The sequence below is a fragment of the Methylobacterium aquaticum genome (genome assembly GCF_001043915.1).
Classification (GTDB): domain Bacteria; phylum Pseudomonadota; class Alphaproteobacteria; order Rhizobiales; family Beijerinckiaceae; genus Methylobacterium; species Methylobacterium aquaticum.
In genome coordinates, this window is record NZ_LABX01000193.1 from 13,664 (window position 1) to 29,075 (window position 15,412).

At 69.8% G+C, this 15,412-nt stretch carries 13 protein-coding genes; 2 read left to right on the plus strand and 11 right to left on the minus strand.

Annotation, left to right across the window (positions count from 1 at the left end; all coding sequences use genetic code 11):
• A complete protein-coding gene (locus VP06_RS23415) occupies window positions 1-867 on the plus strand; it encodes a hypothetical protein (protein WP_048466207.1) in 867 nt (288 codons plus the stop codon).
• Between the two features lie 63 nt (window positions 868-930).
• Here the strand turns inward: VP06_RS23415 and VP06_RS23420 are convergent, their stop codons facing one another.
• The 11 genes from VP06_RS23420 to VP06_RS23465 all read right to left on the minus strand — a co-directional run bounded on the left by VP06_RS23420 (window position 931) and on the right by VP06_RS23465 (window position 13,145).
• On the minus strand, window positions 931-3,516 hold the full coding sequence (locus VP06_RS23420) for a DNA/RNA non-specific endonuclease (protein ID WP_048466208.1): 2,586 nt from the start codon (window positions 3,514-3,516) through the stop codon (window positions 931-933).
• Between the two features lie 53 nt (window positions 3,517-3,569).
• Window positions 3,570-6,095 (minus strand): trypsin-like serine peptidase, encoded by a 2,526-nt coding sequence (locus tag VP06_RS33875; RefSeq protein ID WP_053082004.1) that lies wholly within the window; start codon window positions 6,093-6,095, stop codon window positions 3,570-3,572.
• A gap of 24 nt (window positions 6,096-6,119) precedes the next feature.
• Entirely contained in the window at window positions 6,120-7,205 is a 1,086-nt protein-coding gene (locus VP06_RS23430) for a hypothetical protein (protein WP_197093270.1), read from the minus strand.
• 293 nt (window positions 7,206-7,498) lie between these two features.
• Window positions 7,499-7,675: a hypothetical protein gene (locus VP06_RS36585; RefSeq protein WP_156295737.1), complete on the minus strand. Its 177-nt coding sequence runs from the start codon at window positions 7,673-7,675 to the stop codon at window positions 7,499-7,501.
• A 527-nt stretch (window positions 7,676-8,202) separates the two neighbouring features.
• Window positions 8,203-9,015, minus strand: a complete 813-nt coding sequence (locus VP06_RS23435) for a universal stress protein (RefSeq protein ID WP_048466210.1) — start codon at window positions 9,013-9,015, stop codon at window positions 8,203-8,205.
• 120 nt (window positions 9,016-9,135) lie between these two features.
• A complete protein-coding gene (locus VP06_RS23440) occupies window positions 9,136-9,798 on the minus strand; it encodes a glutathione S-transferase family protein (protein WP_048466211.1) in 663 nt (220 codons plus the stop codon).
• A 241-nt stretch (window positions 9,799-10,039) separates the two neighbouring features.
• Window positions 10,040-10,486: a hypothetical protein gene (locus VP06_RS38230; protein WP_048466212.1), complete on the minus strand. Its 447-nt coding sequence runs from the start codon at window positions 10,484-10,486 to the stop codon at window positions 10,040-10,042.
• Window positions 10,487-10,642: 156 nt separating this feature from the next.
• The gene (locus VP06_RS23450; protein ID WP_245291285.1) at window positions 10,643-10,996 is read right to left on the minus strand and encodes a hypothetical protein; all 354 of its coding nucleotides are present in this window, start codon (window positions 10,994-10,996) and stop codon (window positions 10,643-10,645) included.
• A 92-nt stretch (window positions 10,997-11,088) separates the two neighbouring features.
• Window positions 11,089-11,304 carry a hypothetical protein gene (locus tag VP06_RS23455; protein ID WP_048466214.1) on the minus strand — a complete coding sequence of 72 codons (216 nt, stop codon included), beginning with the start codon at window positions 11,302-11,304 and terminating at the stop codon, window positions 11,089-11,091.
• Window positions 11,305-11,440: 136 nt separating this feature from the next.
• Window positions 11,441-12,661 carry an LL-diaminopimelate aminotransferase gene (locus VP06_RS23460; RefSeq protein ID WP_048466215.1) on the minus strand — a complete coding sequence of 407 codons (1,221 nt, stop codon included), beginning with the start codon at window positions 12,659-12,661 and terminating at the stop codon, window positions 11,441-11,443.
• A gap of 112 nt (window positions 12,662-12,773) precedes the next feature.
• A complete protein-coding gene (locus tag VP06_RS23465) occupies window positions 12,774-13,145 on the minus strand; it encodes a hypothetical protein (RefSeq protein WP_048466216.1) in 372 nt (123 codons plus the stop codon).
• A 146-nt stretch (window positions 13,146-13,291) separates the two neighbouring features.
• On the opposite strand from VP06_RS23465, the gene phaC reads away from it, so the two are divergent.
• A complete protein-coding gene (gene phaC / locus VP06_RS23470; RefSeq protein ID WP_048466217.1) occupies window positions 13,292-15,100 on the plus strand; it encodes a class I poly(R)-hydroxyalkanoic acid synthase in 1,809 nt (602 codons plus the stop codon).
• The last annotated feature ends 312 nt before the right edge of the window (window positions 15,101-15,412 follow it).

Genomic DNA, 15,412 nt, shown 5'->3' on the forward strand with positions numbered 1-15,412 from the left:
ATGCGGCTGATTCTCGTCCATGGCATCAACCAGCAGGGCGCCGGCGAGGCGGTGCTCAAGGATGCGTGGCTCGGCCATCTCGCCGCCGGGCTCGGACGGCCGCTCGGGCAGGCCGAGGTGCTCGTCCCGTTCTACGGCGACCGGCTCGCCGCTCTCAGCGACGGCCATGCGGGCGGGGCCGTTGCGCAGGGCCCCGGCGGCCAGACGGATACCGGCGAGGCCGGCTTCCTCGCCGCGGCCCTGACCGAGCAGGCGCAGGCCGCCGGCGCCACCGCGGCCATGATCGCCGCGGAGGAACGGCGGGTGCCCGGCGAGGCCGTCGAGGAAGGCTTTCCCATGAACCGGCGCATCAACGCCCTCGTGCGCGTGCTGGAGAGGGCTTCGCCGCTCCACGGCTCGGTGGTCATGCGGCTCCTGCCCCAGGCTTATGCCTATTTGAAGCGGCCGGCCGCCGGCGCGGCCGTCGACGCGATCGTCCGCCCGATCCTCGATGCCGGCCCCGCTATCGTCGTCGGCCACTCCCTGGGCACCGTCGTGACCTTCAAGCTCCTGCGGCAGCTCGCTCTCGAGAACCGGGCGCTCGACGTTCCCCTCTACGTCACGCTCGGCTCGCCGCTGCCGCTGATGGCGGTGCAGGCGGCGCTCGGCCCGGCCTTCGCGGTGCCGCGCGGCGTCGGCCGCTGGCTGAACGCCGTCGACCCGGACGACTTCATCGCACTCGGCCGTGGGCTCGACGGCCTCAATTTCGCGGAAGGAATCGACAACATCCTCGACATTGAGAACGTCCCGGGCGACGCACACGCGATCGAAGGGTATCTGCGCGACCCGCGGGTTGCGGCCGCCATCGCCCAGGCTTGCGGGATCTGACGCCGAAGGAGTCATGCCGAGGCTGCTGCTGCTGCGCGAGGCTCGCTCCCGGCTCCACGCCGCCTACTGACTGATCCAGATCTCCAGGATGTGGGTCTTGATGCCGGGATGGCGCTTGACCGCGGTGACCTGGGCGAGCCCCTCTGCGCGCAGATCCGCGGCGAGCAGCCGGGCCGCATCCGCGTCGGCCGGATCGCCGTAGCGGATCTCGTTGCGCCGCGCCGCCGCCGAAGTCCGCTCCTCGCCGGGCACCGCCCAGCCGAGCGACCTGAGACCTTGGCCGACGGCGACGGCCGCCTCGCGGGTCATCCCGGCGAACTGGAGGTAGACGGTGATGCCCTGCGCGGCCCGCCAATCCAGCCGCGCCTTCAGCGTATCGAGAAACTCCCTCATGTCGGGTCCGAGGTCGAGCGTTCCCGCCTGCACCCGCGCCTCCAGGGCGGCGACGGCGTGCCTTGCCTGCGCCTTGAGGTCCAGCCAGTCGGGCCGGTTCCACAGGGCGGCCGGAATCTCCGAGAGGGCGAACAGCAGGTTGTAGCGCCCGTTCCGCGCCAGGCGCGGCATCACGTCGTCGCCGGCCATCGAGACGAGAGACGCCGCCACGACGCGCTGGTCGGGGGCCGGCAGCGCGCCGTCGCGAAGGGCAGAGACCAGTTCCTGCGTCACGGCGGTGCGCTGGCCCTTCGTCGTCGCGTCGATTTGGCCGATCTTCGCCACGAGGCGGTCGCCCGCATCGGTCGCCGGGGCAGCCCGCGGCGTGTCCTTCGGGCCGGCAGCCCGGATCTCGTCGCCGAAATCCAGCCCCGTCGCCGCCTCCAGCCGCGCGACCGGGGCGCGATAACGGTCCGGGTCGAACGCGCCTCCCTGGACCGGTGCATCGCTGCCATCGACAAATTGCGGCAGCAGGAACGCATCGACCACGAGGGTGCCGTCGAGATCCCGACCCGCGACGACCTTCCAGTAGGCACGGGGCACCGCGACGCCGTCCACGCGCGGGTCGTCGCCGCGCAGCACGGGGCCGCCGAACACCGTGACCCGCGTGGAATCCGGCGCGAACCGGGTCAGGAGCCAGCCGGTCAGTCCGGACCATGGGCCGTTGCGGAACGGCGCGAGCTGCACCGCCGCGTTCGGCAGCGCCTCCACCATGCCGGTCACGTGGCTGGCGGCCATGTCGGCTTGGCCTTCCGCCACCGGTCCCCAGGCGATCTCCGCACCGGAGACGAGGCGTCCGATGGCCACGCGCCCGGCCCCGTCGAACCAGGCGGGGTCCGGCTGCTGCGCGGCGGGCACGCGCGGGTCGGTCACGAGCGCCCTCGCGCCCGCATCGGGCAGGACCCGCAGGCCCTGCCGGTCGATGTTGACCGCCGCAATCCTCCCGACGCGGCGGGCCGCGTCGAGCACGACGGTGAAGTTCGCGTAGGGGAGCACCGGCCCCGAAGCGGCTGCGGCGGGAATCGGGACGGTGGTGCCCAGGAAATCGGCACGATAGCCGGACAGGAGCCGGCTCTCGGAGTGAGGAAGCCCGGCGCTCGACGGCTTGGGCCCGGCCTCGACGAGGGGGACGAGCGACGGCGGCACGGCCGCGGCGTCGAGCCGGCCGGCCGCCCTCTCGCGGCGGATCAGGGCGATGGCCGCGTCGAGCTGAACTTGGCGACTCTCGAGCTGACGCAGGCGATCGAGGGCGCTGGCCCTGGCGCTCTCGGCGGCCTGGCGGGCCGCCGCCTCCGCGGCGGCATTCGTTTCTGCCAGGCTCCCTCGGCGTTCCGCGAGGCTCTTCTGAGCCTCCAGGTCCGTCAAGGCACGGTCGCGCTGCTCCAGCGCCACGTCCTTCGCCCGGTTCTGGACGATCAGGACCACCACCGCGCCGACCAGAGCCGCCCCGGCGGTTCCGACGAGCCAGCGCCGGAGACGGTCGCGCCGCTCGACGGCGCGGCGGCTCGCGCGCACCAGGGCCCCGATGTCCGGGTCGTCGGCGAAGCGCTCGGCGTCGGCGAGGGCCCGTCCGTTGAGGAGGTAGCCCTCGGCTCCCGTCCCGCGCCACTGCCGGGCCACGGCCGCGAGACGGATGCGCTCGCGGGCGGCGGAGGTCGGGGTGGCCGCAGCGTCGTCGGCGGCGGCGGAGGGATTCGCCCTCGCGTCTTGCAGAATGCCGCCGGCCACGCCCAGGACCGTGCCGAGCCATCCTGGCACGCTGCTGACCGCGAGCGCGCCGTTCACCAGCGGCGGCAGGGGCCAGCGCACCGCTTCGCGAGACGCCCGGGCGGCCGAGGGGGCATCCTGGGATGCGGCCCCGGCGGGCGGCTCGGGCGGAGGCGCGATCGCCGCGGGCGTTTCCGACTCGTCGAACGGGGCGAGCGGTTCGGAGACCCAGGCCCGCATATCGACGCCGCCCCGGCCGATCAGCTCGGCCACCCAGAAGTCGAGGATTCCCTGGGCGCGCGCCCGCTCGTCCGGATCCGCAAGCCGCGCCCCGGTGCCGCGCACCGCGGACACGAAGGCGTCCACGGCCGCGTCGTCCATCGCCCGGCACTGGCCGAGGCGCTCCCGGTGCGCGCGAGCGAGGTCCTCGTAGCGTGCGAAGCCGGCGGTCGGAGCCGCGGGGGAGAGCGTGCCGGAGGAGGCGACGACCGAGGGAAGCGCCTCGGCCACCGTTAGGACGTCTCCTGTTGAGCCGCTGGCCCGCGGGGGTACGGGAGCACTGCTCATCCGACCGTCTCCTCGGAAGGGGCGGTCTCCGCGAAGAGATCCTGCATCGGCGCTCCCATCTTCACGATCTCGGCGCAGTCCATCTTGAGCTGGTGGTCGACGAGGTAGAACTGCACGCGGACCTTGCCCATCAGCTCCCGGAAGAGACGGCGCAGATCGGCGGTCGTGCTCGGAGCGCCGGCGGCGACGCCGTCGAGACGGGCGAGTTCGTCGTCGATGCGGTCGCTCAGCGCGCGGAGCGAGACCGCCCAGCGTGCGCCGGAGGAACCGTCGGAAAGCAGCCGGATCGGGGCTTTCGCGGCGGGCCAGGAGACGGCAAACGCCTCGGCGAGCTCTGGGTCGGAGAGCAAGAGGCCGCGCTCGAGGAGTTGAAGTCCGTCATCCGCCGCCTGCCAGAGATTGTGCTCGTTGACGCTGGCACGGATGCGGGCGCGCAAGGTGGCGAGCGAGGTGGAGGCTGCCACCAGCGCCGCCGGCCGTGAGGCGCCGTTCTCCGCCCCCGATCCGGCCTCGAACGCGCTGACGAGCGCATCGAGGGGGAGTTCTGCCACGACGGAGAGGATGAGCCCGTTGAGCCGCGACGGCTCCCGCTCGAACACCGTCTTGATGAGCGCGCGTGCGGTCCAGGCGTCGGCGGCGGCCCTGGGATCCGAATCCCGGGCGTCGATCGCCCGCTCCAGGCGTTGCGCCGCCTCATTGAGCTTCTCCGCCCAACGCAGTTCGGTCGCGCCGGCGGCGTGACCGGGTGGAAACTTGCGCACCTCTTCGAGAGCGTCGAGGACCGAGGTCTGGAGCGCCATCTGGATGTCGCGTAGCTGCTCCCAGTCTGCCTCACCCATCTGTCGCGGCGAAGGCGTCGCTTGGAGCCCCGACAGGTAGCGCACCTGGATCTGGTGCAGGATGTCGTGGAGGGTCTTGTAGATCGAGAGGTGCGCGACGCCGTCGGCACAGCCCTCCAGCGCCTCGCGGACCGCCTCCACAACCTGCCGAACCCTCGGATCGCGGAGCGTGCGTCGCGTCGTCCTGAGATCGGAGACCACACGGTCGACGACGTCCTTCGTCTGCGTGGGCGCAGAGACCAGGGTCGGATCGAGCCGCCCCACCAGGTTGCGCAGGACGTCGTTGCGGGGTCGCTCGTCGAGCACCAGGCGAAGGAACTCCCGCGTGCTGCCGCGCCGCTCCTCCTCCTCCAGGACGGCCCGCGCCACCGCGACCGGCGGATCGTCGGGACCCACGCCGGTCGGCATGACCCGCCGCCCTTCGCCCTTCGCGAGGATCAGCGTGAGTTGCCCGTAGTCGAAGGTCTCGCCGACGGCTTGCGCCAGAGGCTGGCGCAGGTCTGCCGGAATCAGCCCCCGGCCGGGCTCGCCTCGCCCATCGGGTCGGCGCAGGCGGTGGCCATGGCCTCGCGCCTCGATGCTGGCCCGGATCAGGTCGGCCGGCACGCCCTGGTTGAATACCGGCTTGACCCAGGCCGGATCGCCGAAATGATGCAGCGCCGCGAGATCCCAATCCATGCTGAAGCAGGGGGAGCCGGACGAGCCCGGATCGGTGTTGGTGCGGTACCGGATGCGGGTTCCATTGGCGTTCGCGCCGATCACGGACTCGGTGTCGAGCGCGAGCTTCAAGGGGGCACCGTCGGGATGCTGGAGGATCAGGAGCGGAGCCTGAGGGTCGAGCGGCACCGGTGCCGCGGGCAGCGCGATCCAGCCCCGGCCGGGGCCGGTCGCCGTCGGCGCCCCCACCGGCCGCGCGAGCCGGATGAGGGCATAGTCGAGTTCGTCCGCCGCCGGAGGCGGCGAGGCCGGGTCGGCGGTCACCTCAGCCGGGGCGTAGGGTCGATCGTCGACGCACCCGTCCGCATGCAGACCGACCCGCTCGCCGCCCCGGGCGCCGCTCTCCAGCAGCGCGTAATCGAACAGGCAGGTGACCCGCGTCGGAATCGCCGCCCGTTTGACTTTGGCGACCACGTGCCAGTTGGTGAGCACGACGTCCGGACCGACGAGGAAGCCGGTGCCGGCGGCATTGCCGTCGATATCGACCCGGCAGACCTGGCCCTCCAGCGCCAGGAGGCGTTCGACCCAGAGCCGGGCGTCGAGCTTCGCGAGGTTGGGGCGGATGTTGCGTTGCAACCCCGGGATGAGGGTGCTGGCGGGGGAGGACGGGACGGCGCCGCCCGCGAGCTGAAGCGACAATGCCGGCCCTGCCTGATCCGCCATCGCGGCGACGCCGGGGTAGACGCGGGCGATTTCGGCCCTGACGTCGTGCCGGTCGGGGCGCTCTCGATAGACGCCGGCGAGGAAGAGGAAGGTGAGGCCCTCCCGCTCCAGCGCGACGAGGAGATCGACGATCGTCTCTTGCAGCGGCTTGGCAGATTCGGTGAATGCGGTGCGGAGCCGATCGCCCGTCGATGCATAGACGATCTGCTTGACCTCCTTCTCACTCAGGACGCTCGCCAGGAGGCCGCCGAGGCGCCCCATGTCCGAGCCGCTGAGCGGCGGGGGCGGCAGCGGCGGACTCATGACGACGCGCTCACAGTGGACGACTCAGGGGCGCAGCTCCGGCTGCTGGATGTTCTTCGTGACGGCGGCGAGTTCGTCAACGATCTTCTTCTTGCGGGCCGCATCGTCCCCGACCGCCGCCATCTGCTTCTTCAGTTCGTCCGCACGGGCACGGTACTTCAGGTCGGAGACGAGACGCAGGCCCTCGACCACGGCGTCCACCGCCGCCTGCTGGCCGTCCTTGACCTGGAAGAACCGCTGGAGCACCGCGGCGCTCGCCACCGTCGGGGCGAAGTCCTTCAATTCCGGCCTCTCGCGTCCGTCGAGGCTGAGCACGATGTAGGGCTCGTTGCCGGCGTAGGGCCGATGCGTCTCCTTGTCGAAGAGGCCGCGGCCGGACGGCGCGTCGCGGTACTCGTAGCGCTCGGCGCGCAGCGTGGCGGGCGCCAGGATGCGGAAATCGGCCCTCGGCCTGCGCGCGCCGGCGATCTCGAATTCCAGCCGGTCGGTCAGGCCGAAGACGGGCCCATCGAACAGAGCATGCCCGATATCGCCAGCAATCCGCATGACCTGCCCAGCCCCGAGCAGGTAGCCTGCATAGGGCATCAGGATGGGAAGCCCGGCGAGGCTGCCGAACGCCGCCGACAGCGACGACAGGAAGCTCTGCGGGAAGGTGGACACCGCCAGTTCCACCGAGACGGTGACCGAACTCGTCAGCACCGCGGGCGAGTAGGTCACGAGCGCTGTGCCCTGCGAGAACGCATCCGGACCGTCGAGGTGGGCGTGCGGCGCGGTCTCCGTCGCGATAAAGTTCAGCGCCCGAGCGGACGCAGCAAAAATATCGTAGTCCTTGACGCCGGAGACCACGGCAATGTCACGCCCTGTCGAGGAAAAGAACCCCGTCTCGGGAAACCGCCCGGTATAGACATGCCGAATCATGACGGTCAACGGCAAGCCACGCCCGACCGGCACCCATTCCGTCATGTCGTCATCCATGCCCTCCGGACCATTATCCAGGGAGTCGATCGTCTCCAAGATCGAGGCTCCGGCCACTCTAAACTCGTCCTCCGGCAGCACAAGCTGGTTCAGCACCCGATAGACCGCCATCCAAACCTCCCCCGCATCGGCCACATGTCGGACCTTGATCGCGCTCCTCGCGGCATTGATCTGTTAGTTTGCGAGTCCTTGGAGCGAACTCAAGCTGAAATTCGTTCGCAGTCGCGCGACTCATGCGACACGCGTTGGTGTTCGGCTGCGCCACATTGCGCGACGAGGGCGCCTCCGAGGACGATGAGCAAGCCGCGGGAAGCGGTTGTGATCTGGACGGCCTTCACGGCCTTCATGGTCGTGTCGTGATGGTGGGGTGATGGAGACGGCCAACCCGGCCGGCATAGGCGAACGTCCCAGGGATCCCGGGAGTTTGATCAGGCTGCGGTGGGTTTGCCGCAGGTCGGACACGTCGTCCACGCCGCGGACACGACCGGCTCGGCAGCCATCGCCAGCACCTCCTCGACCCGCCGGGCCGTGCCCTTCCCGAACCGCGGCCAGGCCGGCAGCGGCCGCAGCAACGCCAGCCGCCCGTCGCCGAGCGCATCGATCATGTCAACGGCCCAAGATGCCGACGCACGATTGATACCAACGACCGTCGATGACGGCCTCCGGTTCCGCTCTCGGAGTTTCGCAAGCCTCTGGCTTAGAGCATTTTCCGACCAAGTGGATACCGGTTGGTCGCAGAAAATGCGGCACAATCAAAGAGCTAGAGAAGCTTCGCGATTGCAGCGCAATCGTGAAGCGCTCTAAGCAGATGTCGCCGAAGTGGTCACCGGTTAGGCGGCAAAAATCTGCGATCAAATAAGAAAATAAGCGGACGAAGCGTTGACCTGCCAACGCAAGTCTGCTTAGCATCGCACATTCGAGACGGGTCTACCGCCTGATGCGTCAGCGTCCTGAGCCGTTGATATGACCCATCTCGAATGGCAGGTCGTCCGATCACCCGCCCTCATGCGTCATACGATGTCCGACTGATCGCTTCGCGATGCGGAAATCGGCTTCGCTCAGACGTGTGGAGCCTCCGGCTTCACCGGGCGGGCGTGTGAGACGATGTCCGGACGACCATCCGCACATCGTCTCAGTGGCACATCAGGCAGCAAAGCGGCGCGTCATCCAGAATGTCCCGGGTCACGCCACCCAGCAGCCATTCGCGCAGCCGCGAATGGCCGTATCCGCCCATCACCACGAGGTCGGCGTCCTGCTGCGCGGCAAAGCGCAGGATCTCGCCAGCGACGTCGCGGGTGGGCCCGGTGAGCGGGTGCGCCGTGACATGCGCGCCGTGGCGGGCCAGATGGTCTGCGACCTCCCCGGCGCCCTCGAGCCGGGCCTCGCTGCCCACGCTGACGACGAAAACCTGATCCGCACGGGTGATGAACGGCAAAGCGGCCGTCACGGCGCGGCGCGCTTCGGGAGCGTCCTTCCAGGCGACGACGATGCGGGCGGCCGCAAGGCGGTCGGTCCGAGGCGGCACCGCCAGGACCGGACGGCCGACCTCCATCAGCACGGGCCCGGGCGCGGCGCCGAGAGCCCCCGCGCCATCGCCCTGCGGGTCGCGCCCGACCACCACGAGATCCGCAGCCAGCGCCTGCCGGACCAGGAACGCCTCGGCCCCGGCCTCGCCCTGGCGCCAATCCGTCCGCAAGGCGGTGCCGGCATTCCGCGCAAACACCACCCGGGCCTGCGCCAGTTCGTCGATGAGGGCGCGCCGGTCCCAGGCATAGACGTCCTGCGCCGCCACGATGTCGCCGACCGGCGCCGGCGCGTCGATCGTCCGGGCGGCGAGGCCGGTGAGGCCGGCCTCGAACCGGAAGGCCAAATCGGCCGCGAGGCGGACACGGTCGGCGGCACTCCGTCCGAGGTCGAGAGACACCATGATGCTGGCGATGGACATCTGAAATCCCGGGATCAAGGCGTGATCGCCGGTAAGACCTTCCAGATCGCCGCCCGGCCGACCTTGCGCTGGATCAAGGATCGCCCCCGCCTGCCGGCAGCCCTCGATTGACCGTGGCCGTCAGCCGCCCAGCGGGGCGGGCACCGGCGATATGCCCTGCGCCTCGGCCGCCGCCCGCTCGGCGGCCAGCGCCCGGGCATAGGACGGCTCGGCCTTCAGGCCGTCCCAATAGGTCCTGGCGAAGTCCGGCCACTGGTCGGCGAGCCCGGCGAACTCGGCCAGCATCAGGGCGTAGCCGATGCTGATGTCGGCGGCGGTGAAACGTCCGGCGCAGACGAAGCGACGATCCCCCAGGACCGCGCCGAACCCCTTGAGCCGGGACAGGAACCAGCGCGCGTAATCCGCGACGAGGCCGGGATTGCGCCGCTCCGGCGGCTCGAACCGGCCATAGCGCAGCACCAGGGTCTGCGGGAAGGTCAGGGTCGCCTCGCCGAAATGCAGCGCGTTGAGGTAGCGCCCGTACTCCGCCTCGTCGGGCCGCACGCCGAGCCCCCCGGCGCCGTGGCGCGCCGCCAGGTACTCGCAGATCGCCGCCGATTCGGTCATCCGCGTCTCGCCGTCCTCGAAAAGCGGGATCGTGCCGAGGGGATTGAGGGCGAGGTACTCCTTGGCCTGGACCCGCGGCGGAAATGGCAGCATCGCCAGTTCGTAGGATAGGCCGAGCGCTTCGAGGGCCCAGAGCGGCCGGAACGAGCGGGCGCCGACGCAGTGATGGAGCTTCATGGTGTCACCAGGGGCCGGCGCGGGTCTGACGGCGAGCGACGGTTCGATGGCGCCTCCGGGGCGAACCGGCCATCGCACCATCCTGTCCAATTGCTGCTCCCGCAAGGCCCGCCGGAGGATCGACCGGACGATCTTGCCCGTCGCGGGCATCGGCCGCGAGTCCCCGACGCCGACGTGGCATGGCGGATCTCGCGCGCCAAGATCTCCTCACCGCATCACGCGCGCTCAACGCGAGTTGCACTCACCGCATCACTTGCCGGTACGCCCGATGCATCTTGGCCTTGGCGTGATGCCGAGGCTTGGCCACGGGCCTGCTGCGCACCGTCCGCATCCGCGGGGCATAGGCCGGCTCGCCGTCATATCCGGCTGGTGCGCCGCCATAGCCCGGCGACCGGTCTTGGTCGGCGCGGACCGGCCGCATCGGAGCCTGGATCCCGTCATAGGGGCCGTGCCCGGTCCGCGCCCGATAGGCGGCGCCCGCGAAGTCGCCGGGCGTCGGCGGGGTGCCGGGCTGCGAGAACGTGGTCTCGGGCCGGTAGGCCGGCCCCCAGCCGATCTCATCGTCACCGGCCGGATCCTTGCCCGGGAAGCCAGTGACGTAGCCGACGCTCTGGGCCGCTGCCGGCAACGCCGTGGCGAGGGGGACGAAACCGGCAAGAAGGCCCGCCGCGAGGAGGCGCGCGCGCATGGACGTGTCCTTCGTCGAAGGGTGGAGGGGTCATACCAACGGTCGTTAGAAAACGACCTTTGGTCCGTTCTCGAATTTTTGCTAAGCCTCTGGCTTGACATCAAAAATTCGAGATGGATCAACGGCCCGATGCGTCAGCATCCTGGGCCGTTGGTATCAGTCGCCCCGGCTGCCGAGGATGTAATCAGCCCTGCGGTGCGGGCGGTTGAGCGGCCCTTCGCTCATGCTGTCATCGTAATAGCCGAAGCCGGTCGGCCCGAAGGCGCCCCCATTGATGACGGCGGCGACCGGCACGGCGCGGATCGGCACGAGACCGGTCGGCCCGAGCGGCATCGGCCCCACGACGACGTGGGGGGAGACGTGCAGCACGATGGGTCCCGGCGCCGCGGCGCGGTCATAGATGTCGGGCGCGACCGGCGGGCGCACCCGCATGGCGAGGGGCGATTGGGCGAGCGCCGGGGCCGAGAGGCAGGCCAGGGCGGCGAGCGGCAGGACGAAACGACGGACCACGCGGGGCATCCTCCGGGAGCGGATGCCCGTCAACGCATGACGCGCGGCGCCCGGTTCCGAGGGCGCGGCGACCTGTCCGCTATGGCTGCGTGTCAGCCCTTTGTGCGGACCACGACATCGCGCTCGCGGCGCACACGGTCGCATTCGGCCCAGTAGCCGTTGAGGAGCGCCGGGGTCGAGGAGCAGCGATAGGCGGCGTCGGGGCTCGGGGCCGGGACCGGATCGCGGGCGATGATCGGGTTCGGCGCACAGGCGGCCGGCAGAGCGGCCGCGGCGGCGAGAACGACGAGCTTCAGCGAGCGACGCATCGGATACCCAGGGTGGAGCGAAACCGTGGCCGCACCCTGACGCCGCGGGTCGCCCGGATCAACCCGGGGCCGGGCCGGGGGGCGGCCGGACGCGCGATTGCGCCACTCCTGTCGCCCCCCGGCCACAAAGGCGTGGTCAGCCGACCTTCTGCATCGGCACGACGTTGTGCAGCGTGCGGTCGGCGGTGTCGAAGAAGCGGCGGATGTTGCGGGCCGCCTGGCGGATGCGCTGCTCGTTCTCGACCAGCGCGATTCGCACGTAGTCGTCACCATGCTCGCCAAAGCCGATCCCCGGCGCCACCGCCACGTCGGCCTTCTCGACGAGCAGCTTCGAGAATTCGAGGCTGCCGAGGCCACGGAACCGCTCCGGGATCGGCACCCAGGCGAACATCGAGGCGGAGGGTACCGGGATGTCCCAGCCGGTCTTCTGGAAGGCATCGACCATCGCGTCGCGGCGGCGGCGATAGGTGGCGCGCATCTCGTGGATGCAGTCCTCGGGACCGTTCAGGGCCGCGGTGGCGGCGACCTGGATCGGCGTGAAGGCGCCGTAATCGAGATAGGACTTCACGCGCGTCAGCGCCGCCAGCAGCCGCTCGTTGCCGACCGCGAAGCCCATCCGCCAGCCGGCCATCGAAAAGGTCTTGGACAGGGAGGTGAATTCCGCCGCGACATCGATCGCGCCCGGGACCTGGAGCACGGAGGGCGGCGGGTTGGCATCGTCGAAATAGACCTCCGCATAGGCGAGGTCGGAGAGCAGGATCAGATCGTGCTTCTTCGCGAAGGCAACGAGGTCGCGGTAGAAGTCGAGGGAGGCGACGTAGGCAGTGGGGTTCGAGGGATAGCAGACCACCAACGCCACGGGCTTGGGAATCGAATGCTGCATCGCCCGCTCGGCGGCGGGAAAGAAGGCCGGGGTCGGCTCGGCCGGGACCGAACGGATCACGCCGCCGGCCATCAGGAAGCCGAAGGCGTGGATCGGGTAGCTCGGATTGGGCACCAGCACCACGTCGCCCGGTGCCGTGATGGCCTGCGCCATGTTGGCGAAGCCCTCCTTGGAGCCGAGCGTCGCCACCACCTGGGTGTCGGGGTTGAGCGAGACGCCGAAGCGGCGCTGGTAGTAGCTCGCCTGGGCGCGGCGCAGGCCCGCGATGCCCTTCGAGGCCGAGTAGCGGTCGGTGCGCGGCTTGCCGGCGGTCTCCACCAGCTTCTCGATCACGTGGCGGGGCGCATCCAGGTCGGGATTGCCCATGCCGAGGTCGATGATGTCGGCGCCATTGGCGCGGGCGGCGGCCTTGATCCGGTTGACCTGCTCGAAGACGTAAGGGGGCAGTCGCTTGATGCGATGAAAATCGGTCATGGCCGGGTCCTGGATCGGCGCCGCCGCTGCGACGCGCGTGTCACACACGCTGTCTAGAGGGGTTTTGGAGCGAGAGGAAGTTCAGGGATCCGGGACGTTAGGCGGATGGGCGTCACTCGGCCGGCGGCAATGTCGGCGGAGCCGGCGGCTTGACGGCACCGCCGACCCGGGCGGCGTCGCGGCCCCGCGCCTCGTTGCGCTGGCGGCTGGCATCGAGCTCGGCCTCCAGCGCCTTCACCCCGGCGGCCGACTTGGCCCGGGTCTCGCGGGGCGGGGCCGATTCGCCGACCGGCAGGAAGTCCTTGGCGCCGCGGCGGGACTGGGTCACGAAGTCGGGCGCCGCGACCTCGGTGGGGCCGAACCCGGCCGACTTGGCGGCGTCGCGCACGGAGGCCCCGTCGACGACGCAGCCGCCGGTTGCGAGGCTGACCAGGAGGATTGCGGCGCCGGTGAGCCTGGGCGAAAGAGCGGGGAACGCGGGCATGACGTTTGGGGAACCTTGCGCAGGGGCACCGTGGCGGTGACGAAACCCGGTCCGGTCATCTGGCGGAACCGGCAGTTTGCGCCGATATTTTGTCCGAAAGGCGGCTTGCCACGGCGGTCCGCCGACAATGAGGGAGGAGAACGCGCGTGACATCGGAGAGGAGTACGGCGCCGGTTGCGCAAGTACCAATGGCGGATGTGGAGGCCCTGTCGCGCAATGCGGGCCTGATGACCGAGCAGTTCAGCCGCGCGCTCGCCGCTTACGCCAAGCCCCTCGAGGAGGGCAAGCCGAACACCGCGCTCGCCGACTCGGTGACCGAGGTCGTCCGCACGCTGGGCAGCGTGGCCGAGAAGTGGTTCACCGACCCCCAGAAGGCGATGGAGGCCCAGAGCCTGATCGGCGGGCAGTTCCTGGCCCTGTGGGGCTCGACCCTGCAACGGATGCAGGGCGAGACGGTGGCCCCCGTCGCCCTGCCGGATCCCAAGGACAAGCGCTTCGCCGCCCCCGAATGGACCTCGAACCCGGTCTTCGACTTTCTGAAGCAGGGCTACCTGATCACCACCCGCTGGGCCGAGATCCTGGTCGACGAGGCCGAGGGGCTCGACGATCACACCCGCGCCAAGGCGCAGTTCTACGTCCGGCAGATTTCCGGCGCGATGTCGCCGTCGAACTTCGTGGCGACCAACCCGGAGCTGCTCCGCGAGACCGTCCGGGAGAACGGCGCCAACCTCGTGCGCGGCATGATGATGCTGGCCGAGGATGTCGAGGCCGGCGGCGGCGAGCTGCGCGTCCGGCAGACCGATCCGGGCCAGTTCCGCGTCGGCGTCAACATGGCGAACACCCCGGGCGAGGTGGTGTTCCGCAACGACCTGATCGAGCTGATCCAGTACGCGCCGCAGACCGACACGGTGCTCAAGCGTCCGCTCCTGATCGTGCCACCGTGGATCAACAAGTTCTACATTCTCGATCTCAACAAGGACAAGAGCTATATCGGCTGGGCGGTGCGTCAGGGCCTGACGGTGTTCGTGATCTCCTGGGTCAACCCGGATGCGCGCCACGCCGACAAGGACTTCGAGAGCTACATGCGCGAAGGCATCTTCGCGGCTCTGGAGGCGATCGAGCGGGCGACGGGCGAGCGCCAAGTCTCGGCGGCGGGCTATTGCGTCGGCGGCACGCTGCTCGCCGTGAGCCTCGCCTACATGGCGGCGGTGGGGGACGACCGCATCGCGAGCGCGACCTTCCTGACCACGCAGGTCGACTTCACGCATGCCGGCGACCTGAAGGTCTTCGTCGACGAGGAGCAGATCCGCTCGATCGAAGCCGGCATGAAGGAGCGCGGCTACCTCGAAGGCGCCAAGATGGCCAATGCCTTCAACATGCTGCGTCCGAACGACCTGATCTGGCCTTACGTGGTCAACAACTACCTGAAGGGCAAGGCGCCGATGCCCTTCGACCTCCTGTACTGGAATTCCGACGCGACGCGGATGCCGGCCGCCAACCATTCGTTCTACCTGCGCAACTGCTACCTCGACAACAAGCTCTCACGCGGCGAGATGGTGCTGGGCAACGTGCGCCTCGACCTCGGCAAGGTGACGATTCCGGTCTTCAACCTCGCCACGCGGGAGGACCACATCGCCCCGGCCCTCTCGGTCTTCGAAGGCTGCCGGGCCTTCGGCGGCACCGTCGATTACGTGCTGGCGGGCTCCGGCCACATCGCCGGCGTGGTCAACCCGCCGACCAAGCCCAAATACCAGTACTGGACCGGGGGGCCCGCCCACGGCACGCTCCAGGACTGGCTCTCGGCCGCGACCGAGCATCCGGGCTCGTGGTGGCCCTACTGGTTCAACTGGCTCGAATACCAGAATTCCGAGCGGGTCCCGGCGCGGCAGCCGGGCGGCGGGGTGCTGCCCTCGCTCGGGCCGGCACCCGGGACCTACGTGCTCGCGAAGGCGTGACGATGAAAAAAGCCCCCGGGCGATCGTCCCGGGGGCCCTCATCCGAAGCGGATCCCAGGACCAAACATCTAAGCAGGCTTGCGTTGGCAGGCCAACGCTTCGCCCGCTTAGGTTCTTGTTTTGTTGCAGATTTTTATCGCCGAACCGGTGACCACTTCGGCGAAATCTGCTTAGAGCATTGTCCGACGAAGTGGATACCGGTTCGTCGTAGAAAATGCGTCAAAATCAAACAGCGAGAGAAGCTTCGCGATTGCAACGCGATCGTGAAGCGCTCTAGCCGAGGACGGCTGAAAGTGCCGGTACTGATTTCGT